The sequence below is a fragment of the Bradyrhizobium sp. LA2.1 genome, assembly GCF_040547725.1.
Lineage (GTDB): Bacteria > Pseudomonadota > Alphaproteobacteria > Rhizobiales > Xanthobacteraceae > Bradyrhizobium > Bradyrhizobium barranii.
On sequence record NZ_JBEPQI010000020.1, the window covers coordinates 76,039 to 98,724 of the forward strand.

Genomic DNA, 22,686 nt, shown 5'->3' on the forward strand with positions numbered 1-22,686 from the left:
TCTAGCGCTCCCCGGACGCCGCCAAATCAGGCGCCATTGTAGGCGTTTCGGCAGCCCCGTCACGCCGGAACAGCGCATAGAGCGCCGGCAGCACCAGCAGCGTCAGCACGGTCGAGGAGATGATGCCGCCGATCACCACGGTCGCCAGCGGACGCTGCACCTCGGCGCCGGCGCCGGTGGCGAGCGCCATCGGCACGAAGCCGAGGGAGGCGACCAGGGCGGTCATCAGCACCGGACGCAGCCGCGTCAGCGCACCCTCGCGCACCGCGTCGGCCACGGGGCGCCCCTCGCTGCGCAGCCGCTCGATGAAGGCGATGATGACGAGGCCGTTGAGAACGGCCACGCCTGACAATGCGATGAAGCCGACACCGGCGCTGATCGATAAGGGAATACCGCGCAGCAACAGCGCGGCGACCCCGCCGGTCAGCGCCAGCGGCACGCCGGAGAATACCAGCGCCGCATCCGCCACTGATCCCATGCCCATGAACAACAGCAGGAACACCAGCAGCAGCGCCACCGGCACCACGATGGTCAGCCGCTTGGTGGCGGAGACCAGCTGCTCGAACTGTCCGCCCCAGCCGATCCAGTAACCGGGCGGCAGCTTGACCTTCTCGGCCACCGCCTCTTGGGCCTCGGCGACGAAGGAGCGCAGGTCGCGCCCGCGAACGTTGGCCATCACCACCACGCGGCGCTTGCCGTTCTCGCGGCTGATCTGGTTGGGGCCGGGCGCGATCTCGATCGTCGCAACCGAGGACAGGGGCACGTAGCGGAGCGTCGAGCCCGATGCACCTGGCCAGGCGGTCTTGGTGACGGCGGGGACATCGTCGCCCGGCGGCAGCGGGATCGGCAGCGATTTGATCGTGTCGGGGTTGGCACGCAGGTTTTCCGGCAGCCGCACCACGATGTCGAAGCGGCGATCGCCCTCGAACAGCTTTCCGACCGGCTTGCCGCCGATCGCGATCTCGACCAGGTTCTGCACCTCGCTGAGACTGAGGCCGTAGCGCGACAACGCTTGGCGGTCGAGCTTGACCGTGAGGATCGGCAGGCCTGCGACCTGCTCGGTCTTCACGTCGGCGGCACCCTCGATGCCGCGGACCACGCCGTTGACCTGCTGGGCGATGCCGGCCAGCACGTCGAGATCGTCGCCGAAGATCTTGACGCCGACATCGCTGCGGATACCGGCGATCAGCTCGTTGAAGCGCATCTGGATCGGTTGGGTCATCGCATATGCCGTGCCGGGCAGGGTGTTGGCGGTGCGCTCGATGTCCTCGATCACCTCGTTCTTCGGCTTGGCGGGGTCGGGCCATTCCTCACGCGGCTTCAGCGTCACGAAGGTGTCGGCGACATTCGGCGGCATCGGATCGTTGGCGATTTCGGCGGTGCCCATCTTGGAGAAGACCGTCGCCACCTCTGGAACCTGCTTGACCGCCTTCTCCAGCCGAATCTGCATGTCGGCGCTCTGGGTCAGGCTGGTGCCGGGAATTCGGATGGTCTCGATGGTAATGTCGCCTTCGTCCAGGCTCGGGATGAACTCGCCGCCCATGCGCGTCGCGGCGAAGATGCTGCCGGCGACGATCAGGACGGCACCAAACGCGACGCTGCCACGGTAGCGGATGGCACGCTCGAGCAGCGGCAAATAGAACCGTTTTGCCGCCCGCATGAAGATGTTCTCCTTCTCCGAGACCTTGCCGGTGACGAAGATCGCCACCGCAGCCGGGACGAACGTGACCGACAGCAGCGCCGCGCCCGCGAGCGCCATCAGCACGGTCAGCGCCATCGGCGTGAACATCTTGCCCTCGGTGCCCGTCAGGGTGAGGACCGGGAGATAGACGACCGCGATGATCAACGTGCCGAACAGGCTCGGCTTGATGACCTCGCGCGCGCCCGCGTGAATCGTCTCCAGCCGTTCCTCCAGCGACAGCAGCCGTCCGCGCCGGCTCTGCTCGACGGCGAGCAGCCGCAAACAGTTTTCGACGATGATGACTGCGCCGTCGACGATGATGCCGAAATCGATCGCGCCCAGGCTCATCAAATTGGCGCTGACCTTGCTTTCGACCATGCCTGATATCGTAAACAGCATCGAGAGGGGAATGACACAGGTGGTGATCAGGGCGGCGCGGATGTTGCCGAGGATCAGGAACAGCACTGCAATCACCAGCGCCGCGCCCTCGACGAGGTTCTTCTCGACGGTCTCGATGGTGGCTTCCACCAGATGCGTGCGGTCGTAAACCGCGTGCGCGATCACGCCCTCAGGCAGCGATTTTGCGATCTCGTTGAGTCGAGCCGCCACGCGCTGGGCCACGGTGCGGCTGTTCTCGCCGATCAGCAGCATGGTGGTGCCGAGCACGGTCTCCTTGCCGTTGGCTGACGCCGCGCCCATGCGGAGCTCGTGCCCTTCCTGCACGTCGGCGACGTCACGGATACGTACCGGCACCCCGCCACGCGAGCCGATCACGATGTCCTTGATGTCGTCGATATTGGCGACCTGGCCGGGCGCTCGGACGAGATATTGCTCGCCGTTGCGCTCGATATAGCCGGCGCCGACATTGGCGTTGTTGGCGGTCAGCGCCGTCATGATGTCGCGGAAACCGAGCTTGTAGGCCATCAGACGGGCGGGGATCGGCAGCACGTGGAATTGCCGCTCGTAGCCGCCGATCGAGTTGACCTCGATCACGCCGGGGATGGTGCGCAATTGCGGCTTGATGATCCAGTCCTGGATGGTACGCAATTCCGTCGGCGTGAATTCGAGGCCGGTCGGAGATTTCGCGCCCGGCTTGGCTTCCACCGAGTAGACGTAGATCTCGCCGAGACCGGTCGAGATCGGCCCCATCGCAACTTCGACGCCGGCCGGCAACTGGTCGCGTGCCTGCTGGATGCGCTCGTTGACGAGCTGGCGTGCGAAATAGATGTCGGTGCCGTCCTGGAACACGACGGTGACCTGGCTGAGACCGTAGCGCGAGATCGACCGGGTATATTCGAGCTTGGGCAGGCCACCCATCGCGGTCTCGATCGGAAAGGTGATCCGCTGCTCGGATTCGAGCGGCGATAGGCCGGGCGCACGGGTGTTGATCTGGACCTGGACGTTGGTGACATCAGGCACGGCATCGATCGGCAGACGCGTGAAGTTCCAGGCGCCGAAGGCGCCGACCGCGAGTGTGATGAGGATGACCATCCAGCGCTGGCGGATGGCGAGGGCGAGGAGGGCGTCAATCATGGTCGGCCTCTCCCTTGCCCATCTCCGCCTTCACCACGAAGCTGTTCTCGGCGACGTAGCGTTCGCCGGCCGAGAGGCCTGCACGGATCTCCACGAACTTCGCATCGGAATCGCCTGTTTCCACGGGGCGGGCCTCGATCTTGTCGTCGTCTTCGCGGACGAACACGACCGTCTTATTCTCCAGCATCTGGATCGCCCCTGTGCGTACCGCCACGGCGACGTGACGTTTTGCGAGCACAAGCCGCGCCGTGACGAACAGGCCGGGACGCAAGCGCCCGTCCGGATTCGGCAGCACCACGCGGGCGAGCGCGGTCTGGGTCTCGCTACTGCCGATCGGCGCCATGTAGGCGATCGTGCCCTTGATCTCGCCGCGGCCGTCGTCGGGATCGATCAGCACCTCGTCATTGAGGCGAACGCGCCGGAGGTCCTGCCGGTAGATCGACAGGTCGACCCAGATCGTCGAGAGGTCGGCGACCACGAAGGCCGGCTTCTGCTCGGAGACGTATTCGCCGAGCGAGATCTGCCGCTCGATGATGGTGCCGGCGATCGGCGCCTTGAGCTCGTAGACGGTGAGGCTCTGGTTGCTCTCGATCGCGGCGAGCAGATCGTCCTTGCGGACCCTGTCGCCGATGCGCTTCTGGATCGATTTGGCGACCCCCGGAAAGCGCGGCGTCACCTGCACGACCGCTTCCTGGTTGGCGCGCAAGATGCCGTTGAAGGACAGCGTATCGGTCAGCGTCGCACTCCCGGCCTCCGCCAGCGTGATACCGGCAGCTGCCAGCTTGACGTCGGAGATGCGGATGCGGTCGGCGCCGTGCTCGTCCTGCTCGACATGGTCGTTCGGCTTCTCCGGCTTCTTCTCCGCGGCATGCTCGGTGTGCGTGACCCCGGCAGGGGCGAGCAGGGAATAGCCGTAAGCGCCGAGTGCTGCGGCAACGATGGCAATGACGATGGTGGAGGATGTCTTCATCGCGCGCTCTCCCGGGCCAGCGCAAAGGGATTGCCGACGAGGCCTTCGATGGTCGCAACGCCGGCATGGAAGTTCTGCAGTGCCTCCTGCTCGCGCAGGCGCGCTTGCGTAACGCTCGCCTGGGCGTCGAGCACTTCGAGCAGGGAGAAGCGGCCCTGGCCGTAGCCCTGCGCGATCGCCTCCGAGGCTTCCGTGGCTTTCGGAATCGCGGTTTCGCGCAGCACCGCGAGCTCGCGCAGCGAGCCCTGGAGCGAGTCGTAGGCGCGGCCGGCGACCACGATCAGCGTGTTGCGGTTGGCCTCGCGCTCGGCCCTGGTCTTGGCGAGGCTTTCCTGCGCCGAGAGGATGTTGCCCTGGTTCTGGTCGAACACGGGAATCGGCACCGAGACGGTGAGGCGCACCGCATCGTCATTGGTCTCGTTGAAATGGCGCCATCCCGCCGCGATCCGCACGTCGGGATAGGGCCTTAAGCGTGCCATCAACAGCTCGGCATTGCGCTGGGCATACACCGCCGTCCAGCGCACCAGCTGCGGATTGGCATCGATGGCGGCGACGACCGACTGGAACGTCGGCGTCTTTCCCGTGGTGTCGAGCCGGCCGGAGACCTCGCCGAATTTTGCCGCGGGATCCCCCATCAGCACCGCAAGCTCGCGCCGGGCGCTCGCAAGCGTTGCCTTGAAGCGTTCGCGGTCGGCCTTCACCAGGGCGGACGCCACCTCGGCGCGGCCGGTCTCGGCCGGCGAGGAGGCGCCGGCCTCGACACGGCGGCGCAGCAGCGGCGTCAGCCGGTCGATCGCGGCGATCTGCTCGTCGAGGATCTGGATGCGCCGCTGCGCACCGAGCACGCTGAGGAAGGCGATCGCAGTCTCCGACAGCACCTCCAGCCTGACGGCCTTGCGCTGGATCGCGGCCACCTCGATGCCGGCGGCGCCTGCGGCGATCCGCGCGTCACGCTTGCCGAACAGCTCGAAGGCCTGGCTGATCTGGAGCGTGGTCTCGGCCGATCTCGTGCCGCGATAGATGCCCGACCCGAACGAATTGTCCTGCTCATAGGACAGCTCCGGATTGAGCAGTGCGCCGGCCTGGATGCGCTGACCCGTGGCGATGCCGACGTCGCGCTCCGCCGCGGTGAGCCGCGGGCTCGCTGCCAGGGCGCGCGTGAGCGCGCTCCGCATCGTCAGCGTCTGGGCGTGTGCGTGCTGCGTCAGCCAGGGGCTGACGAAAATCGCCATCGCGCAGGCAAGGCGCGCGGCAGTCCGTCTGCAAGACATGAAGGTGACCTGTGAACAATAGCATCGTAGGCGCGCGGGCGCCCGGCTGATCAGTTCAGGTCAGATGTTTGGGGGGCGGAGAGTCGGTGTCAGGCACGACGCCTGCAAGAACAGTCGGACGAGGCGGATTTGACGCGGCCACCAGCTCCGACATTGCGTCAGGCAGCAGCAGTTGCGCGAAGACCACCGAGAAACAGCCATGACAGTGATGGGCTGCCAGCGTCTTGTTATCCGTGTCTCCGGAATCGGGTCCCGGCGACGCAGCGATTTCCAGCTGGCCGAACGGATTGGTCACGTCCAGGCATTGGCACGTATGCAACACGCCCGACAGCAGATAGCTGATTGCGAGACACGCAGCCAACAGCCCGCGCCAGTTGCGCAGGCGAAACAATCTGATCGGGCGGCGGATCGCAGTCACGAAGTCACTCTGGTTACGTCCGGGTTCGTAGCATGGCGACCGGAACAGTGTCGACCCGCAATAATGTTACGTGTGGGGAACTGAACGTCGCACCCGCATGTATCCATGCGATTGCAAGCAGCGACGTCCGTTCATCGCCATCGTTACGGTCCCATGGTAAGATAGAAACGACGAGAGGGAGCCCGGAATGCCCGAAGAGTCTTGCTGCTCGCATGATGCGTGCTGTGGGGAAGCCGCCAAAGCCCGTGTGGAGGAAGTCGCCGCGTCAGGTTGCGCCGACTGCTGCTCGGCGGGCGTTCCGGTCTTCGACGGGCTCGATCCGCGATACAAGCGCGTGCTGTGGACCGTCATCGCCATCAACGCCGCGATGTTCGTGAGTGAAATGGCGGCGGGCCATTTGGCCGGCTCCCAGGCTCTCAAGGCCGACGCTCTCGACTTCCTCGCCGACACGGTCACCTACGGCCTGAGCCTTTCGGTGATCGGCGCGAGCATCAAGACGCGTGCCACCGCCGCGTTGTTCAAGGGGTTGTCGCTCAGTGCCATGGCCGCCTGGGTGTTCGGGTCAACGCTCTATCAGACCCTGGTCCTGGGGCTCCCACGTGCGGAGCTGATGGGAGCGATGAGCCTGGCCGCGCTGGCAGCGAACCTGACCTCGGTTCTCTTGCTCGCGCGCTACAAGGACGGTGATGCCAATGTGCGGTCGGTATGGCTCTGCTCGCGCAATGACGCGATCGGCAACGTCATCGTGATGGTCGCTGCCATCGGCGTATTCGGAACCGCGACGGCATGGCCCGATCTGGCTGTCGCCGGCGTGATGGCCGGAATCTTCCTGACCTCTTCGCTGCAAATCCTGCGGCAAGCATGGGCAGAGTATCGCGGCGGGCAAGCTGCCGTGACTGCCTGAGGGTGGCGCGATCCAAACACGGAAAGGCCCCAGCCCGGGGATGACCGGCTGAGGCCTTATGTGCTCACATTCTCATCCTTGGGACTTGAGGCGCTAACGCGCCCCGCACTGGATCGTTCCGCAGGGCTCGGAATTATTTTGCCCTGCCGCCGGGAGGCGCGGCGTTCCTACGCCTTCTCCTCCCAGATCATCGCGAGATGCACGATCGTCTGCACCGCCTTTTCCATGTCCTGCCGGCTGACCCATTCGAGCCGCGAATGAAACGCGTGCTCGCCGGCGAAGATGTTGGGGCAGGGCAGGCCCATGAAGGACAGGCGCGAGCCGTCGGTGCCGCCGCGGATCGCGGTGCGCATCGGGCGCAGACCGGCACGGCGGATCGCCTCGATGGCGTATTCGAGGATGTGCGGGTGACGGTCGATCACCTGCTTCATGTTACGGTACTGCTCCCTGACCTCGAACTTGTAGGTCGAGCGCGGATAGTCCTTCATCACGTCCTTGACGATGTTCTCGAGCAGGACTTCCTTCTCCTTCAGCCCCTCCTCGGTGAAGTCGCGCACGATGAATGAGAGCGTCGCCTGCTCCAGTGCGCCGTCGATGCCGATCGGATGCAGGAAGCCCTGCTTGCCTGACGTCGTCTCGGGCGAGCAGCCTTCCTTCGGCAGCCGCTCGATGATGGCGGCTGCGATCTTGATCGCGTGCTCCATCTTGCCCTTGGCGTAGCCTGGATGGGCGCTGACGCCGTTGATGGTGATGGTGGCGCCGTCGGCCGAGAAGGTCTCGTCCTCGACGCTGCCGGCGCTCTCGCCGTCCATGGTGTAGCCGAAATCGGCGCCGAGCTTCTTCAGGTCGACATTGTCGACGCCGCGGCCGATCTCCTCGTCCGGCGTGAACAGGATCTTGATGGTGCCGTGCTTCACATCGGGGTTGTTGATGAAGAAATGCGCGGCATCCATGATCTCGGCGACGCCGGCCTTGTTGTCGGCGCCGAGCAGCGTGGTGCCGTCGGTGGTGATGATGTCGTTGCCGATCTGGTTCTTCAGCGCGGGATGTTCAGTGAAGCGGATCACCTGGCTGGTATCGCCCGGCAGGGTGATATCGCCGCCGCGATAGTCCTTCACCAGCTGCGGCTTGACGTCCTTGCCGGTCACGTCGGGCGAGGTGTCCATGTGCGAGCAGAAACAGATCACCGGCACCTTCTTGGTCGTATTGGCCGGGATCGTTCCGTAGACGTAGCCGAAGTCGTCGAGATGCGCGTCGGCGACGCCCATGGCCTTCAGCTCGGCGGCGAGCACGCGGCCGAGATCTTTCTGTTTCTCGGTCGAGGGCGAGGCCGGGGATTCCGGATCGGACTGGGTGTCGATGGTGACGTAGCGCAGGAAGCGTTCAGTCACGGTGTGCGAAAAGGAGAGGGAGGACATTTCTGGTCAAACCGCCGGGTCTTGGGGAAGCAAGGCTTGGGGAAGCAGGCGGTATATCAGAAAAGCGGGCCGTGATGCGGCCGGAACGAAGCGGATCAGGCTTAACGAAACGTAGCTGCTAGATCGCTTCCTTGAGCTCCTTGACCGGGCGGAAGGCGACCTTCTTGCTGGCCTTGATGTGGATCGCCTCGCCGGTGGTGGGGTTGCGGCCGGTGCGGGCGGCGCGCTTGCGGACCTGGAGGATGCCGAGCCCGACGATGCGGACGCGGTCGCCCTTCTTGAGGTGCTTGGCGATCAGATCGACCATGTCGGTCAGGACGGCCTCGGCGTGCTTTTTCGAGAGGTCCTGGCTCTCCGCGATGTCAGCGGCGAGGTGCTTGAGCGTGATGGTGGCGGGAGCGGCTGCCTTCTTCGCCGAATCCTTCTTGGCCGAATCCTTCTTAGCCATGTCTGGCCTCCTCAATGACAGGGAAGCCCCGGAAAAGCCGGTCAAGCGTGGGGATCCCTCCAAGTCCTGGAAGGCGTAGACGATTCGGGCGCGGGCTGACCATGCCACGAGTTCCCGCCGGACGCCGGCAATCGCCGATAGTGCCGCGAAAGGCATCGGGAAGTTCGGGCTAAGACTATGAAGGGATTGCCAAAATGGCGCGAGAGACGGGGCTCGAACCCGCGACCTCCGGCGTGACAGGCCGGCGCTCTAACCAACTGAGCTACTCCCGCGTGGTTCGCTGAAAGCGCGCGGAACGAGGGGGGACTTAAAGGCGGGGCTTGGTGAAGTCAAGGACGTTGCGCTTTGTCAGGACGCATCGGCTAAGCATTGCTCTGGAAAACGAAAAAGGCCGCCAGGCGGCGGCCTCGGTCAGCCCGAAACAGGGCGTGTCAGCGAATCTCCGACGTGCCTGCGCTGGTCACGGCCACCGGCTTGCCGGCCTTGATCACGTGAGCCGATTGGGCGGTCTGGCTGTAATCGACGTTGGTGCGGGCTGCGATGCCGAAGCCGGCGACCAGAATACCGGCAACCAGCGCCACCACCACGATCTTCAGGTGGGTGCCACGATCAGCCGAGTGAATTGAGTGGTTCATATGAGCCTCCCGACGGGCTTAGCCGCCGTCTATGGGCTCATGTCTTAAGGACCATCTGTTTCCGGATGGTTTCGCGGGTTCCGCAAAATGGTTTCATTAATGCGCCCGCTTGGTTTCGCCGGGCTGGCGGCCGGAACGGGTCTCAGGCGGCCGCCCGGCCGATATCGCCCCGGATCGTGCGGGCCGCCCAGACGAACAGCAGGGCGCCCAGTGTGGTCGTGACCGCCGCCGAGAGCAGAGAATAGCGCACGGCGTCCGCGCCATAAGTGCCCTTGAGGGCGTCGTTGACCATGCCGACGGCAAGCGGGCCGACGCCCTGGCCGAAGCAGGTGGCGGTGAGCGCGATCAGGGCGGAGGCGAGCGCCCGCATGCTCGGCTTGGCCACCGTCTGCGCGATCGCGAAGATCGGTCCGAGATGGAAGCCGACCAGGAACGAGGTCAGCGCCAGCATGGCGACCATCATCGAGAAATCCTGCGTCAGCATGCACAGCGCGAACACCGGGCCGGCCAGCCCTGAGGTGATCGCCGGCGCCCACAGCTTCCAGCGGTCGTCGCGGCGGCTTATTTGCGCCACCACGAAGCCGCCGAGCAGGGTGCCGGCCATGCCGGCGAGCCCCTTGAAGGTCCCGGCATAGGTGCCGATCTCGGCGCTCGACAGATGGTGCACGCGTGCCAGGAACGGCGGGATCCAGGCCGCCGTTGCGTAGTTCGTATAGGTGGTGAGGCAGAAGCCGATCAGCACGATGATGAAGCTTTGCTGCGAGGCCAGGAAGCGCAGTGTCGGCCCGAGCGGCTCCGGCACGAAACTCTCCTGCATGGCGCCGCGCTTCGGCTCGGAGATCGTCAGCCAAAGAATCAATGCGAGCAGGATGCCGGGCAGGCCGGCGACATAGAACGCCATCCGCCAGCCATAGTGCTGGTTGACGTAGCCGCCGATGAAATAGCCGAGGAAGACGCCGAGATAGGTGCCGATGGCGTAGATGCCGAGCGCGCGCGGCCGCTCGTTCTTGGTGAAGAGATCGGCGACGATCGATTGCGAGGCGGGCGAGCCCGCGGATTCGCCGATGCCGACGCCGATGCGCGCCAGCGCCAGCGAGGTCACGCTCGAGGCTGCCCCGCACAGCGCCGTCATCGCACTCCAGAACGCAAGGGCCACCGCGACGATGTTGCGCCGGTTGAGCCGGTCGGCGACGCGCGCGATGGGGATGCCGAGCAGGGAATAGAACAGTGCGAAGCCGAAGCCCGCGAGCAGGCCCATCATGGTGTCGCTGAGCTGAAACTCCTTCTTGATCGGCTCGATCAGGACGTTGAAGATCGTGCGGTCGAGGAAGTTCAGCGCATAGATGATGGTGAGCAGGCCCAGCACGTAATAGCGCCGCGCCGGGGGCTTTGCCGCCGCAGTCGTCTGCACCGACATCTGTGACGTCACATCGACCATCGCATCCCCCCAATTTGTCTTTGTTATCGTTGCCGGTCCAGCCCTTCGTGAGGCTGGTCGAGAGCGTTTTCGAGCGAAGTGGATACCGGTTCGCGTGAAGAAAACGCGCCAAACAAAAACTCAGCCTTCGCGGATGTAATTCCCCGCTTCGAATTCGACCGGCGCAGCACTGGTGTCGAACGACACGCCGATCGGATCGCGGTCTGCCTCCATCGCCTCCAGTTGCTCGCTCAGCATGCGCCGGATCATCAGGATGCCGCGGTCGCTCTGGCCGAAATGCTCCTCGGAGTGGATGGTCTGCGGGCCCTGGCCGACCTGGGCCTCGTAATCGCCGGGGAATTGCTGGTGCTCGGCTTCCGTCATGTCCCACCAGAATTTGCCGTTGAACTTCGAGCGCATGCGGCCGATGTCGCCGGAAGCCTTGACGCGGCCCGCAACGTAGATGCGGAACGAGGTGTCGTCGATCGGCAGCGTCCAGCCGATCGACTCGACGCGGGCGAATTGCGCCACGCGCGGGTTCGGCACGACGCGCAAGGTGGGGAGGGCGGCTTCGGTGACGCGATAAAACACCTTGCCGTCGTCCTGCTTGCGGATCGAGCGCACGGCGATGCCGCGCGGCGTCTTGTCGAACTTCACCTCCGGCATCGAGGCCATCATGTTGGTGAATTGCGGCCCCGAGAACGAGCCGTGCAGCACCGGCACGTGATAGGGATCGACCACGTTCTCGAAATGCTGCAGCCAGTTGCAGGGGATGATCGCGGGGCCGCCGCCGCCGATCGAGGAATCGTCGGCCTCGACGAACTCGCCTTCGTCCATGTTTTCCAGGCATTCGTAAGCCGGCAACACCGGGCGTTTCTCGGCCGGGCCCATATAGGCGAAGATCAGCCCATAGCGCTCCTCGACCGGGTACCAGGGCTGGCGCACCTTGTCCTTGAACTGGCCGCCGTCGGGCTCGCAGGGCTGTTCGAGGCAATGGCCTTCGGTGTCGAACTTCCAGCCGTGATAGCAGCAGCGGATGCCGTCCTCTTCGACCTTGCCATAGTAGAGCGTGGTGCCGCGATGGCAGCAGCGCGCGTGCAACAGGCCGGCGCGGCCGTGCTTGTCGCGGAACAGCACCAGATCCTCGCCAATCGCGCGGACCTTTTTCGGCGTGTCGGTGGCGTCGCTGACGAGCCCGACCGGATGCCAGTAGCGGCGCAGCAATTCTCCCATCGGTGTGCCGCGCACGACTGAGGTGAGCTCGATGCGCGTATGCGCCGGCTTCATCGCATAGCCGGTGCCGAGATCGCGATCCCGCTGGGTCATCGTCATGCTGTTCCTCCCGCCGCTGGCCTTGGGTGGCCGGGTCGTTTTGATGCGGTGACCCAGTGAAAAATAATTCGATGACAATGTCAACGATATTCCAGAATGCCTCTTAATCGCATTTGGAATCAGGTTGGGGAGGTTGCGCTACCAGCGCTTGGCACGCCCCGGCTTTCTTGGCAGAGGTGGATCATGAGCCAGACATCGAGCAGGGACGGGCACGCGTCGCCCGATGCGGACGAAAACCACTCGCCGGCGCCGATCACCGTGATGCTGTCGTCACGGCTGATGGTGCTCGCCAATTTGCTCAAGCGCGGTGCCATCCTGCGCTACAAGCGCCTCGCCGGATTGTCCTCGGTCGAGTTCGGTCTCGTCGCCTCGCTCGGTCGCCGTCCGCCGATGAGCGTGGCGCGGCTCGCCGAAGCCGTCGGCCAGGACAAGGGCCAGATCAGCCGCGCGCTCGCGGAGCTCGTCTCGCGCAAGCTGATCGCGAAGTCGGCGAACCCGAAGGACAGCCGCGAGGTGCTGGTCGCGCTGACCGCGGCAGGGCTCGCCGCGCACGATGCGATCGTCGAAGGCGCGCAGGAGCGCAATCGGCAATTGCTCGAACAGTTGAGCAAGGACGAGTTCGAGACGCTGCTGGCGCAGATCGACCGTCTCACGGCGACAGCCGAGAAGATGCTCGAGGCCGAGAAGGTTTCACGCTGATCTCGCAGCAATCTCCGGAAATATTGGATCGCTTCTAAGAGTTCTTCTAAGACCTTTTCAATTAGGGAATTCGCGCGCGCTCACCTAAGCGTCACCGCAAACGCATGCCGTTGGGGGAACGATGGCATGACGTAAGCAAATAGACACTTGGGGTGCGCGTTGAACAGTCTTCGTATGCTGCGGTCGGCCGTCTTGGCGACCGCGTCCGCTTTCGTATTGGTACCGCAGGCATCGCTTGCGCAGTCCTCGGCGCAAGGCGGTGCGCAAAACCTGCCGTCGGTCACCGTCAACGCGCCGGAAGCACGACGCCGCGCACCTGCTGCGGCCGCCCGCCGCGTGGCGCGGCCGTCGGTAGAGACCGCCGCCAGCCGCAGACCGCTTCAGCAGCGCAATGTCGGCTTCGTCGAGACGCCGCGCGGTCCGGTGAACGGCTACGTCGCCAACCGCAGCTCGTCGGGCACTAAGACCAACACGCCGATCATGGAGACGCCGCAATCGGTGTCGGTGATCGGCGCGGACCAGATCCGCGACCAGAAGGCGACCAAGCTCGACGAGGTTCTGCGCTACACCGCTGGCGTGCGGGCTGGCACCTTCGGTGCGGACACGCGCAACGATTGGTGGCTGATCCGCGGCTTCAAGTCCGACGACATCGGACTGTTTCTCGACGGCACGCAGCTGTTCTACACGGCCTATGCGAGCTGGCGGCTTCCGCCGTCCAATATGGAGCGAGTCGAGGTGTTACGCGGCCCGTCGGCGGTGCTCTATGGTGGATCGAGCCCGAGCGGCATCGTCAACGTCATCAGCAAGATGCCGCCGACCGAGCCGATCCGCTACATCGAGACCGGCGTCAACAATTTCGGCAACGCCTATGTCGGCTTCGATGTCGGCGGGCCCGTTGCAACGCAGCCCCAGGACGGCAAGCTGTTCTACCGCGTCGTCGGCGAGATCAGGAACGGCGACACGCAGGTCAACTTCACGCCGGACAACAACTACTTCATTGCGCCGTCCTTCACCTGGAAGCCGGATGCCGATACGACTTTCACGGTTCTGGCGTCGGCATCGAAGACCGACACCCGCGGCATCAACTTCCTGCCTTACCAGGGCACGGTGACCAACGCGCCGTTCGGCAAGATCCCGACCAGCTTCTTCGCCGGCGATCCCAGCGTCGACAAGTTCACGCGCGAGCAGGAGATGCTCGGCTATCAGTTCGAGCGCAATGTCACCGACGATCTAACGTTCCGGCAGAATGCGCGATTTGCGCATATCGACCTGACCTATCGCGGTTACATCGGCAACGGCTGGGACAATATCAATGCGGCCTCTCTCGGTCGCTACAATTGGTATGCGAAGGACACCGCCAACCAGGCCGATCTCGACAACCAGCTGGAATATCGCTTCAACACCGGTCCTGTCAGGCACACGATGCTGTTCGGTGTCGATCTGAAGGGCTATCAGATCGACGACTATCAGGCCTTCAACTTCGGCACCGTTCCTCCGATCAATGTGCTCAATCCGGTCTACGGCATTAACATCCCGCTCACAGGCCCGCCGTTCCGTAACTTCCTGATCACGCAGAAGCAGGCCGGCACCTACCTCCAGGACCAGATGAAGCTCGGTAACTTCACGCTGGTGCTGAGCGGCCGCAACGACTGGGTCGAGACGACGCAGGCCGCCCGTGACACTGGGGCGACGCTCGCCAGCAACAATGACAGCCAGTTCAGCGGTCGCGCAGGCTTGATCTACAATTTCGACAACGGCATCGCGCCCTACATCTCCTACGCGACGAGTTTCAACCCGATTATCGGGCTCAACGCGCAAAATCAGCTGTTCCAGCCGGAGACCGGCCAGCAGGCCGAAATCGGCGTCAAGGTCGCCCCCAAGGGATTTGATGGCTACTTCACTGCCTCGGTGTTCAACCTGAAGCGCCAGAATGTACCCACTACCGATCCGATCATCACCACGCTGCAGAACCAAACCGGCGAGGTGACCTCGCGCGGCATCGAGCTCGAAGCGGTCGCAAATGCGACGAAGGAGTTAAAGTTCATCGGCGCCTTCACGGCCTATCATCTCTTCACCAGCAGGGACCTGAACCCGGCGCTGGTCGGCAAGACGCCGACCAACACGCCTGAGCTCCTGGTCTCGGGCTGGGCCGACTACACATTCAAGGACGGACCGCTTGCGGGCTTCGGCTTCGGCGGCGGCGTGCGCTATGTCGGCGCCTCCTGGGCGGACGCCGCCAACACCCTCGAGGTTCCCGCGGTCGTGCTCGGCGACCTCGCGGTCCACTACGAGTGGCAGAACTGGCGCACGGCAATCAACGTGATCAACCTGACCGACAAGATCTATGTCGCAAGCTGCGCGGCGGCCTCGTCATGCTTCTACGGCGACCGCCGGCGCGTCACCGCCAGCGTCTCCTACAAGTGGTAGGCACCGGCGAGGGGAGGGCCTCGTGAAGGCGCGCACGGTCAGGCTCTGGTCCGTGGTCCACACCTGGACCAGCCTGATCTCGACCGTCTTCCTGCTGCTGCTCTGCCTGACCGGCCTGCCGCTGATCTTCCATCACGAGATCGATGAGCTCCTGGGCTATGCCCCCCAGCCCGAAGCTCATGCGGGCGCGGCGCGTGCGACGACGCAAGCCGTCGCCGACGCCGCGCTCGCCGCCGATCCCGGCCGGGTGCTGCAATATATCGCCTGGGACAAGGACGAGCCCGGGATCGTGACCGCGTTCACCAACAGCGCCGTCGACGGGCTGCCCGACAACACGACCGTGCGCGCGTTCGATGCGATGTCGACCAAGCTGCTCGGACCGGTCGGCATCGGGCCGATGCTGATCATGCTCAAGCTGCATACCGACATGTTTGCCGGCCAGCCCGGAAAGCTGTTCCTCGGCGGGATGGGCCTGCTGTTCGCAATCGCCATCATCTCCGGCGTGGTGCTGTACTGGCCGTTCACCCGCCGACTGCGTTTTGCCACCATTCGCGGCCACGCCTCGCGCCGCGTGCGCTGGCTCGACTGGCACAATCTGATCGGCGTGGTGACGGTGGCCTGGGCACTGGTGGTTGGCCTCACCGGCGTCGTCAACACCTGGGCCGAGCTGATGCTCAATCAGTGGAAGGCCACTGAGCTTGCCAGCATGGTCGCGCCCTATGCCGGCAAGCCGCCGCCGTCGCATCTGGCTTCGCTCGACGATGTTGTGGCGCGCGCGAGGCAGACGGCGCCCGGGATGGAGGTTGCCTTCATCGCGTTTCCGGGAACGCCGTTCACCTCCTCGCACCACTTCGCCGCCTTCATGCGCGGCGACACGGCGCTGACGGCGCGGCTGCTCAAGCCGGTCCTGCTCGACGGCGAAACAGGGGAGGTCGCCGACAGCCGGGCGCTGCCGGTCTATCTCCAGGCGCTCCTGATCTCGCAGCCGCTGCATTTCGGCGATTATGGCGGGTTGCCGCTCAAGGTGATCTGGGCCGTGCTCGACATTCTCACGATCGTTGTGATCGGCAGTGGCCTCTATCTCTGGCTGGCACGGAGGCGCAAGCGCGCGCCCGCCCGGACCGACGCATTCGCCAGACGAACCCCGGTCCCGTCGTGATGCATGGCTCCTCTGATCGCTCGGGCCTGTGGATACGTGTCTTTGCTGCACCCATCCTGCTCGCGGCTGCGACCATCACCGGCCTGCTGGCTGCGCTGCTCTGGGGAACGGTCGGCCAGTATGTCGCCTGGGTGACGGTGGGGGCCCCGGTGCTGGTCATTGCCTGGGTTTGGGTGCGCTGCCGCACCCAGAAAACCGGGCAATTATCGCGGACGACACGCGGCAAATAGCTGCCTCGGCCCGTGTGCCGCAATCCTCGAACGGCTGCCCTGCAAAACTGTGGCCGCCCTTGCTGGGATTGGCGATCTGCTCCATACCAGCCGCGGGGCGATTCCGGGATTTCTATCGTTCTGGGGGCGGCAAAGGGCCTAAAAAGAGCGTGTCTTGCGCCCATTGGTGCACTGCGCTAAGGCTCAGAACAATTCCAAACTGGACGAATCCGTGGCTGTCCCGAGGCTGCGGGAAAAAGGGCTCGTCAATGAGCGGCATTCTGCAGAACTATCTTCCACTCGTCGTCTTTATAGGGGTAGCGGGCCTCATCGGCCTCGTGCTGCTGATCGCGCCCTTCATCGTGGCGTTCCAGCAGCCGGACCCGGAAAAGCTGTCGGCGTATGAGTGCGGTTTCAACGCCTTCGACGACGCTCGCATGAAGTTCGACGTCCGCTTCTATCTGGTCGCCATCCTCTTCATCATCTTCGACCTCGAGGTGGCGTTCCTGTTTCCCTGGGCGGTGGCGTTCGGCAAGCTTGGCGCGACCGGCTTCTGGTCCATGGTGGTGTTCCTCGGCGTGCTCACGGTTGGGTTCGCCTATGAATGGAAGAAAGGAGCACTGGAATGGGATTGAACCCTGCATCGTCCACAGGTCCGGTCGTCGCGCCGGCCCCCAAGGGCATCCTTGATCCGTCGACCGGCAGGCCGGTTGGCGCCAACGATCCGTTTTTCCTCGAGGTCAACTCCGAGCTGTCCGACAAGGGCTTCTTCGTGGCCGCGACCGACGACCTCATCACCTGGGCCCGTACCGGCTCGCTGATGTGGATGACCTTCGGTCTCGCCTGCTGCGCGGTCGAGATGATGCAGGTCTCGATGCCGCGCTACGACGTCGAGCGCTTCGGCTTCGCCCCGCGCGCCTCGCCGCGCCAGTCCGACGTGATGATCGTCGCCGGCACGCTGACCAACAAGATGGCGCCTGCGCTGCGCAAGGTCTACGACCAGATGCCCGAGCCACGCTACGTCATCTCGATGGGCTCCTGCGCCAATGGCGGCGGCTACTACCACTATTCCTATTCGGTCGTGCGCGGCTGCGACCGGATCGTGCCGATCGACATCTACGTGCCGGGCTGCCCGCCCACGGCGGAAGCGCTGCTCTACGGCGTGCTGCTGCTGCAGAAGAAGATCCGCCGCACCGGCACCATCGAACGCTAAGGTTTTACGTCATGGACGACGCCAAGCTCGACGCCCTGGGGCAGACGATCGTTAGCGCGCTTCCGGGCGCCGCCATCGGTCATTCGGTTGCCTTCAACCAGCTCACGGTGGATGTCGAGGTCAGCAAGATCGTCGAGGTGGTCAAGTACCTCCGCGACGATCCGAAATGCCGGTTCATCAACTTCACCGACATCACGGCCGCAGACTATCCGTCGCGCGAAAAGCGCTTCGACGTGATCTACCACTTCCTGTCTCCGACCCTGAACGCGCGGATCCGGCTCAAGGCCCAGGCCGACGAGACCACGCAGGTGCCGTCGTTGATCGACGTATTCCCGGGCGCGGACTGGTTCGAGCGCGAGGCCTACGACCTCTATGGCGTGTTCTTCGTCGGTCACCCCGACATGCGCCGCCTGCTGACCGATTACGGTTTCGAGGGGCATCCGCTGCGCAAGGATTTCCCGACCACCGGTTTCGTCGAGGTTCGCTACGACGACCAGGAGAAGCGGGTGGTGTACGAGCCCGTCCGGCTCAACCAGGAATTCCGCAAGTTCGATTTCCTCTCGCCGTGGGAAGGGGCGGACTATCCGCTTCCCGGTGACGAGAAGGCGGGACCGAAGGTCTGATCATGAACGAGCAACCCGAACAGCTTCGCAATTTCACCATCAACTTCGGGCCCCAGCATCCGGCTGCGCACGGCGTGCTGCGTCTGGTCCTGGAGCTTGACGGCGAAATCGTCGCCCGTGTCGATCCCCATATCGGCCTGCTTCACCGCGGCACCGAGAAGCTGATCGAGCAGAAGACCTATCTGCAGGCGATCCCGTATTTCGACCGGCTCGACTACGTCGCGCCGATGAACCAGGAGCACGCCTTCTGCATGGCGGCTGAGAAGCTGCTCGGCATCGAGGTGCCGCGCCGCGGCCAGCTGATCCGCGTGCTCTATTGCGAGATCGGCCGCATCCTCTCGCACCTCCTCAACGTCACCACGCAGGCGATGGACGTCGGCGCGCTGACCCCGCCGCTGTGGGGCTTCGAAGAGCGCGAGAAGCTGATGGTGTTCTACGAGCGCGCCTCGGGCAGCCGTATGCACGCAGCCTTCTTCCGCGTCGGCGGCGTGCATCAGGACCTGCCGCAGAAGCTGGTCGACGACATCGAGGCCTGGTGCGATCCGTTTCTGAAGGTCGTGGACGACCTCGATCGTCTCCTCACCGCCAACCGCATCTTCAAGCAGCGCAACGTCGACATCGGCGTGGTGCCGCTCAAGGAAGCCTGGGAGTGGGGTTTTTCGGGCGTCATGGTGCGCGGCTCGGGCGCGGCCTGGGACCTGCGCAAGTCGCAGCCCTATGAATGCTACGCCGAGATGGATTTCGACATCCCGATCGGCAAGAACGGCGACTGCTACGATCGCTACCTGATCCGCATGGAAGAGATGCGCCAGTCCGTGCGCATCATGAAGCAGTGCATCCAGAAGCTGAACGCAGCCGACGGGAAGGGGCCTGTCGTCGTCGAAGACAACAAGGTCGCGCCGCCGCGCCGCGGCGAGATGAAGCGCTCGATGGAAGCGCTGATCCATCACTTCAAGCTCTACACCGAGGGCGTCCACGTGCCGGCCGGCGAAGTCTACGCCGCGGTCGAGGCGCCGAAGGGCGAGTTCGGCGTCTATCTGATCTCCGACGGCACCAACAAGCCCTACAAGTGCAAGATCCGCGCGCCGGGCTTTGCGCATCTGCAGGCGATGGACCACATCTGCCGCGGCCATCTGCTCGCCGACGTCTCGGCGATCCTCGGCTCGCTCGACATCGTGTTCGGAGAGGTCGATCGGTGATGGCGCAGGCGCCAATCCAGTTTGACCGTGCCTCGGGGGCCCTTGAAGGGGCCAACCTGTGGGAGCGGACGGCTGCCTTGGCGCTGGTGACGGGATCGAAGATCTCCTCGCATTTCTCGCACATGGGCTACATCGCCTGCGCGAACCTGCTGCGGAAGACGCTGCCCGAGCGCAACATCGCGATCAGGCTCAATCCCGACGCCGTGTTCGAATTCCCCTACGGCGACGGCTATTGGAGCAAGCTGCTCAACCGCTCCTACAATTACGAGGACGAGCTGGAGGTCCTGTTCGCCGACTCCATCGACGTCGACTACACGCTGCTCGATTGCGGCGCCAATTACGGCTACTGGTCGGTGCTGGTGTCGAGCAGGCCGTTCGGATCGCACAAGGCGATCGCGATCGAGCCGTCGGGACAGAACTATCCGAAGCTTGCCAACAACGCCCGCGTCAACGGCAACCGCTTCGAGACGCTGAAATGCGCGATCGGCGCGGCGCGCGGTACCGCGCGGCTGTCAGGCACCAAGCATGAGGCCTTCAGCATCGCTGGCGCACCGTCGGCGGGCGGTGAGGACGTGCCGGTTCTCGCGCTCGACAATCTCATCGATGACGGCAAGGTGGCGGCTCACGGCAAGTACCTGATCAAGCTCGACGTCGAGGGCGTCGAGATCGAGGCGATCAAGGGCGGCGCCCGGCTGCTTGAGACCGACAGCGTCATCATGTGCGAGGAGCACGGCAGCGACCGCAGCCACGCGGTGTCGCGCTTTATCCTCGAACAGACGCCGCTGAGGCTGATCGTGTTCGATCCGCGCAGCAACCGGATGGAGACCGTGACCGAGTTGTCGATCCTCGACCGCATCAAGGTCTCGACCCACGTCGGCTACAACGTTTTCGGCACCGCAAGCGCATTCTGGCAGGACAGGATCGATGCCCTGAATGCGAAAACCGCGCGCCGTATGCAGTGAGAGATAAGAGATGTCCGTTCGCCGATTAGCACCGAAGGAAGTCCAGCCCGCGAGCTTTGCGTTCACGGAGGAGAACCTCGCGTTCGCCAAGCAGCAGATCGCGAAATATCCGGCCGGCCGGCAAGCCTCCGCTGTCATCGCCATCCTCTGGCGCGTCCAGGAACAGCACGACGGCTGGGTGTCGGAAGCCGCGATCCGCGCCGTCGCCGATCTGCTCGACATGCCCTATATCCGCGTGCTCGAGGTCGCGACCTTCTACACGATGTTCCAGCTCGCTCCCGTCGGCAAGAAGGCCCATGTCCAGGTCTGCGGCACCACGCCGTGCCGTCTGCGCGGCGCCGAGGACCTCATCCACGTCTGCGAGCACCGCATCCACCACGAGCCGTTCCATCTCTCCAAGGACGGCAATTTCAGCTGGGAAGAGGTGGAATGTCTCGGTGCCTGCGTGAATGCGCCGATGGTGCTGATCGGCAAGGACACCTATGAGGATTTGACCAAGGAAACCTTTGGCAAGGTGCTCGACGGCTTCGCCTCGGGCAATCCGCCGAAGCCCGGTCCGCAGAACGGCCGCCAGTTCTCGGCGCCGACGGGTGGGCCGACCACGCTGAAGGAGATCACCTGATGCGCGATCTCCCCGCAATTGGAGGGAACGAGGCCGTGAACAAATGGGGCTTCGTCGCCATGCACGCCGCGGTCGCGGCCGCCTTCATGTTCCTGCTGCAGCGCTTCGTGATGAACGCGACGCAGGAGAGCAGCCTACTCTGGGCGTTGACCTTCGCCGTCTGCGCCGCCGGACTTGCCTACAAGCAGTCCAATCGTTGATCGGAAAGCACTGAAATGCTCGAGGACAAGGACCGCATCTTCAAGAACCTCTACGGCCTCCATGACTGGGGGCTCGAGGGCGCGCGGCGCCGCGGCGCCTGGGATGGTACGAAGAATATCATCGACAAGGGCCGTGACTGGATCATCAACGAGATGAAGGCTTCGGGCCTGCGCGGGCGCGGTGGCGCCGGCTTCCCGACCGGCCTGAAATGGTCGTTCATGCCGAAGGAATCGACCGACGGCCGGCCGAGCTATCTCGTCGTCAACGCCGACGAATCCGAGCCCGGCACCTGCAAGGATCGCGAGATCATGCGGCACGATCCGCATCTCCTGATCGAGGGCTGCCTGATCGCGAGCTGCGCGATGAACGCGCATGCCTGCTACATCTATGTCCGCGGCGAGTTCATCCGCGAGCGCGAGCATCTCCAGGCCGCGATCGACCAAGCCTATGAGGCGAAGCTCGTCGGCAAGGACAACGTCAACGGCTGGCCGTTCGACATCTACGTTGCTCACGGCGCCGGGGCCTATATCTGCGGCGAGGAGACCGCGCTGCTCGAAAGCCTCGAAGGCAAGAAGGGCCAGCCGCGGCTGAAGCCGCCGTTCCCGGCCAATGTCGGCCTGTTCGGCTGCCCGACCACCGTCAACAATGTCGAGTCGATCGCGGTTGCGCCCGACATCCTGCGCCGCGGCGCGGCCTGGTTCGCCGGCATCGGCCGTCCGAACAATGTCGGCACCAAGCTGTTCTGCATCTCCGGCCATGTCGAGCGGCCCTGCAACGTCGAAGAGGCCATGGGCATTCCGTTCCGTGAGCTGATCGAGAAGCATTGCGGCGGCATCCGCGGCGGCTGGGACAACCTCAAGGCCGTGATCCCCGGTGGCTCCTCGGTGCGCATGGTGCCGGCCGAGCAGATCATCGACACGCCGATGGATTTCGACAGCTTGAGCAAGCTGCGCTCGGGTCTCGGCACCGCGGCCGTGATCGTGATGGACAAGTCGACCGATTTGATCCGCTCCATCGCCCGCATCTCCTATTTCTACAAGCATGAGAGCTGTGGCCAGTGCACGCCATGCCGCGAAGGCACCGGCTGGATGTGGCGCGTCTTGACCCGCATGGCCGACGGCCGCGCCCACAAGCGCGAAATCGACATGCTGCTCGAAGTCACCAAGCAGGTCGAAGGCCACACCATCTGCGCGCTCGGCGACGCAGCCGCCTGGCCCATCCAGGGCCTGATCGCGCATTTCCGTCACGAGATCGAGGCGCGCATCGACCAGTATTCACACAAGGCTGACATCGACGATATCGGCGTCCGCGATCCCGTGAACATGGTCGCGGCGGAGTAAGAGAA

General features: G+C 64.4%; 22 protein-coding genes and 1 tRNA gene. 13 read left to right on the forward strand and 10 right to left on the reverse strand.

Going from position 1 to position 22,686, the window contains the following annotated elements:
• Nucleotide 1: 1 nt before the first annotated feature.
• Genes ABIB95_RS32025 through ABIB95_RS32040 form a run of 4 tightly spaced genes read right to left on the reverse strand, consistent with a single transcriptional unit; the run spans nucleotide 2 to nucleotide 5,873 of the window.
• Nucleotides 2-3,214 carry an efflux RND transporter permease subunit gene (locus ABIB95_RS32025; protein WP_354245365.1) on the reverse strand — a complete coding sequence of 1,071 codons (3,213 nt, stop codon included), beginning with the start codon at nucleotides 3,212-3,214 and terminating at the stop codon, nucleotides 2-4.
• Nucleotides 3,207-4,184 carry a divalent metal ion exporter adaptor subunit IhpB gene (gene ihpB / locus ABIB95_RS32030; RefSeq protein WP_354245368.1) on the reverse strand — a complete coding sequence of 326 codons (978 nt, stop codon included), beginning with the start codon at nucleotides 4,182-4,184 and terminating at the stop codon, nucleotides 3,207-3,209. The genes ABIB95_RS32025 and ihpB overlap by 8 nt, the downstream gene beginning before the upstream one ends.
• Complete coding sequence (gene ihpA, locus ABIB95_RS32035) at nucleotides 4,181-5,455, reverse strand: divalent metal ion exporter subunit IhpA (RefSeq protein WP_354245371.1); 1,275 nt, start codon at nucleotides 5,453-5,455, stop codon at nucleotides 4,181-4,183. The genes ihpB and ihpA overlap by 4 nt, the downstream gene beginning before the upstream one ends.
• 55 nt (nucleotides 5,456-5,510) lie before the next feature.
• The gene (locus ABIB95_RS32040; RefSeq protein ID WP_354245373.1) at nucleotides 5,511-5,873 is read right to left on the reverse strand and encodes a hypothetical protein; all 363 of its coding nucleotides are present in this window, start codon (nucleotides 5,871-5,873) and stop codon (nucleotides 5,511-5,513) included.
• A gap of 187 nt (nucleotides 5,874-6,060) precedes the next feature.
• Between ABIB95_RS32040 and ABIB95_RS32045 the strand changes: the two genes are divergently transcribed.
• Nucleotides 6,061-6,777 carry a cation efflux transmembrane domain-containing protein gene (locus ABIB95_RS32045; RefSeq protein WP_354245376.1) on the forward strand — a complete coding sequence of 239 codons (717 nt, stop codon included), beginning with the start codon at nucleotides 6,061-6,063 and terminating at the stop codon, nucleotides 6,775-6,777.
• Nucleotides 6,778-6,944: 167 nt separating this feature from the next.
• Here the strand turns inward: ABIB95_RS32045 and pepT are convergent, their stop codons facing one another.
• The 6 genes from pepT to ABIB95_RS32075 form a co-directional block, all read right to left on the reverse strand.
• Entirely contained in the window at nucleotides 6,945-8,195 is a 1,251-nt protein-coding gene (gene pepT / locus ABIB95_RS32050; RefSeq protein ID WP_247301958.1) for a peptidase T, read from the reverse strand.
• Nucleotides 8,196-8,313: 118 nt separating this feature from the next.
• Nucleotides 8,314-8,643 carry an HU family DNA-binding protein gene (locus ABIB95_RS32055; RefSeq protein ID WP_028155929.1) on the reverse strand — a complete coding sequence of 110 codons (330 nt, stop codon included), beginning with the start codon at nucleotides 8,641-8,643 and terminating at the stop codon, nucleotides 8,314-8,316.
• 195 nt (nucleotides 8,644-8,838) lie between these two features.
• Nucleotides 8,839-8,915 (reverse strand) — tRNA-Asp (locus ABIB95_RS32060).
• A 159-nt stretch (nucleotides 8,916-9,074) separates the two neighbouring features.
• Nucleotides 9,075-9,278, reverse strand: coding sequence for a hypothetical protein (locus tag ABIB95_RS32065; protein WP_166097000.1), 204 nt, complete (start codon nucleotides 9,276-9,278; stop codon nucleotides 9,075-9,077).
• A 142-nt stretch (nucleotides 9,279-9,420) separates the two neighbouring features.
• The gene (locus tag ABIB95_RS32070; RefSeq protein ID WP_354245380.1) at nucleotides 9,421-10,716 is read right to left on the reverse strand and encodes a spinster family MFS transporter; all 1,296 of its coding nucleotides are present in this window, start codon (nucleotides 10,714-10,716) and stop codon (nucleotides 9,421-9,423) included.
• Between the two features lie 120 nt (nucleotides 10,717-10,836).
• Nucleotides 10,837-12,027, reverse strand: a complete 1,191-nt coding sequence (locus tag ABIB95_RS32075) for a Rieske 2Fe-2S domain-containing protein (protein WP_354245383.1) — start codon at nucleotides 12,025-12,027, stop codon at nucleotides 10,837-10,839.
• A 183-nt stretch (nucleotides 12,028-12,210) separates the two neighbouring features.
• Between ABIB95_RS32075 and ABIB95_RS32080 the strand changes: the two genes are divergently transcribed.
• The 12 genes from ABIB95_RS32080 to nuoF all read left to right on the forward strand — a co-directional run bounded on the left by ABIB95_RS32080 (nucleotide 12,211) and on the right by nuoF (nucleotide 22,681).
• Complete coding sequence (locus ABIB95_RS32080) at nucleotides 12,211-12,726, forward strand: MarR family winged helix-turn-helix transcriptional regulator (RefSeq protein ID WP_071913358.1); 516 nt, start codon at nucleotides 12,211-12,213, stop codon at nucleotides 12,724-12,726.
• A gap of 174 nt (nucleotides 12,727-12,900) precedes the next feature.
• Nucleotides 12,901-15,153, forward strand: coding sequence for a TonB-dependent siderophore receptor (locus tag ABIB95_RS32085; protein ID WP_354245511.1), 2,253 nt, complete (start codon nucleotides 12,901-12,903; stop codon nucleotides 15,151-15,153).
• A 22-nt stretch (nucleotides 15,154-15,175) separates the two neighbouring features.
• A complete protein-coding gene (locus tag ABIB95_RS32090; RefSeq protein WP_354245386.1) occupies nucleotides 15,176-16,312 on the forward strand; it encodes a PepSY-associated TM helix domain-containing protein in 1,137 nt (378 codons plus the stop codon).
• A complete protein-coding gene (locus ABIB95_RS32095; RefSeq protein ID WP_063982974.1) occupies nucleotides 16,312-16,542 on the forward strand; it encodes a hypothetical protein in 231 nt (76 codons plus the stop codon). Before ABIB95_RS32090 ends, ABIB95_RS32095 begins: the two co-directional genes overlap by 1 nt.
• 248 nt (nucleotides 16,543-16,790) lie before the next feature.
• Nucleotides 16,791-17,156, forward strand: coding sequence for an NADH-quinone oxidoreductase subunit A (locus ABIB95_RS32100; RefSeq protein WP_007603535.1), 366 nt, complete (start codon nucleotides 16,791-16,793; stop codon nucleotides 17,154-17,156).
• Nucleotides 17,147-17,734 carry a NuoB/complex I 20 kDa subunit family protein gene (locus ABIB95_RS32105; protein WP_061847881.1) on the forward strand — a complete coding sequence of 196 codons (588 nt, stop codon included), beginning with the start codon at nucleotides 17,147-17,149 and terminating at the stop codon, nucleotides 17,732-17,734. Before ABIB95_RS32100 ends, ABIB95_RS32105 begins: the two co-directional genes overlap by 10 nt.
• 11 nt (nucleotides 17,735-17,745) lie before the next feature.
• A complete protein-coding gene (locus tag ABIB95_RS32110) occupies nucleotides 17,746-18,357 on the forward strand; it encodes an NADH-quinone oxidoreductase subunit C (protein WP_166342015.1) in 612 nt (203 codons plus the stop codon).
• 2 nt (nucleotides 18,358-18,359) lie between these two features.
• Nucleotides 18,360-19,556: an NADH-quinone oxidoreductase subunit D gene (locus tag ABIB95_RS32115; protein WP_063982978.1), complete on the forward strand. Its 1,197-nt coding sequence runs from the start codon at nucleotides 18,360-18,362 to the stop codon at nucleotides 19,554-19,556.
• Entirely contained in the window at nucleotides 19,556-20,518 is a 963-nt protein-coding gene (locus ABIB95_RS32120) for an FkbM family methyltransferase (protein WP_354245389.1), read from the forward strand. Before ABIB95_RS32115 ends, ABIB95_RS32120 begins: the two co-directional genes overlap by 1 nt.
• 10 nt (nucleotides 20,519-20,528) lie before the next feature.
• Complete coding sequence (gene nuoE / locus ABIB95_RS32125; RefSeq protein ID WP_028149052.1) at nucleotides 20,529-21,140, forward strand: NADH-quinone oxidoreductase subunit NuoE; 612 nt, start codon at nucleotides 20,529-20,531, stop codon at nucleotides 21,138-21,140.
• Complete coding sequence (locus tag ABIB95_RS32130) at nucleotides 21,140-21,340, forward strand: hypothetical protein (protein ID WP_028149053.1); 201 nt, start codon at nucleotides 21,140-21,142, stop codon at nucleotides 21,338-21,340. Before nuoE ends, ABIB95_RS32130 begins: the two co-directional genes overlap by 1 nt.
• Before the next feature lie 15 nt (nucleotides 21,341-21,355).
• Nucleotides 21,356-22,681 (forward strand): NADH-quinone oxidoreductase subunit NuoF, encoded by a 1,326-nt coding sequence (nuoF, locus tag ABIB95_RS32135; RefSeq protein WP_014494861.1) that lies wholly within the window; start codon nucleotides 21,356-21,358, stop codon nucleotides 22,679-22,681.
• Nucleotides 22,682-22,686 lie beyond the last annotated feature (5 nt).

Coding starts and splice junctions, on each gene's coding strand:
- nuoF (WP_014494861.1), top strand. CDS start 21,356: ATGCTCGAGGACAAGGACCGCATCTTCAAGAACCTCTACGGCCTCCAT.
- ABIB95_RS32025 (WP_354245365.1), bottom strand. CDS start 3,214: ATGATTGACGCCCTCCTCGCCCTCGCCATCCGCCAGCGCTGGATGGTC.
- ABIB95_RS32045 (WP_354245376.1), top strand. CDS start 6,061: ATGCCCGAAGAGTCTTGCTGCTCGCATGATGCGTGCTGTGGGGAAGCC.
- ABIB95_RS32080 (WP_071913358.1), top strand. CDS start 12,211: ATGAGCCAGACATCGAGCAGGGACGGGCACGCGTCGCCCGATGCGGAC.
- ABIB95_RS32105 (WP_061847881.1), top strand. CDS start 17,147: ATGGGATTGAACCCTGCATCGTCCACAGGTCCGGTCGTCGCGCCGGCC.
- ihpA (WP_354245371.1), bottom strand. CDS start 5,455: ATGTCTTGCAGACGGACTGCCGCGCGCCTTGCCTGCGCGATGGCGATT.
- ABIB95_RS32085 (WP_354245511.1), top strand. CDS start 12,901: ATGCTGCGGTCGGCCGTCTTGGCGACCGCGTCCGCTTTCGTATTGGTA.
- ABIB95_RS32115 (WP_063982978.1), top strand. CDS start 18,360: ATGAACGAGCAACCCGAACAGCTTCGCAATTTCACCATCAACTTCGGG.
- ABIB95_RS32100 (WP_007603535.1), top strand. CDS start 16,791: ATGAGCGGCATTCTGCAGAACTATCTTCCACTCGTCGTCTTTATAGGG.
- ABIB95_RS32120 (WP_354245389.1), top strand. CDS start 19,556: ATGGCGCAGGCGCCAATCCAGTTTGACCGTGCCTCGGGGGCCCTTGAA.
- ABIB95_RS32130 (WP_028149053.1), top strand. CDS start 21,140: ATGCGCGATCTCCCCGCAATTGGAGGGAACGAGGCCGTGAACAAATGG.
- ihpB (WP_354245368.1), bottom strand. CDS start 4,184: ATGAAGACATCCTCCACCATCGTCATTGCCATCGTTGCCGCAGCACTC.
- ABIB95_RS32070 (WP_354245380.1), bottom strand. CDS start 10,716: ATGGTCGATGTGACGTCACAGATGTCGGTGCAGACGACTGCGGCGGCA.
- ABIB95_RS32075 (WP_354245383.1), bottom strand. CDS start 12,027: ATGACGATGACCCAGCGGGATCGCGATCTCGGCACCGGCTATGCGATG.
- pepT (WP_247301958.1), bottom strand. CDS start 8,195: ATGTCCTCCCTCTCCTTTTCGCACACCGTGACTGAACGCTTCCTGCGC.
- ABIB95_RS32055 (WP_028155929.1), bottom strand. CDS start 8,643: ATGGCTAAGAAGGATTCGGCCAAGAAGGATTCGGCGAAGAAGGCAGCC.
- ABIB95_RS32065 (WP_166097000.1), bottom strand. CDS start 9,278: ATGAACCACTCAATTCACTCGGCTGATCGTGGCACCCACCTGAAGATC.
- ABIB95_RS32095 (WP_063982974.1), top strand. CDS start 16,312: ATGCATGGCTCCTCTGATCGCTCGGGCCTGTGGATACGTGTCTTTGCT.
- nuoE (WP_028149052.1), top strand. CDS start 20,529: ATGTCCGTTCGCCGATTAGCACCGAAGGAAGTCCAGCCCGCGAGCTTT.
- ABIB95_RS32110 (WP_166342015.1), top strand. CDS start 17,746: ATGGACGACGCCAAGCTCGACGCCCTGGGGCAGACGATCGTTAGCGCG.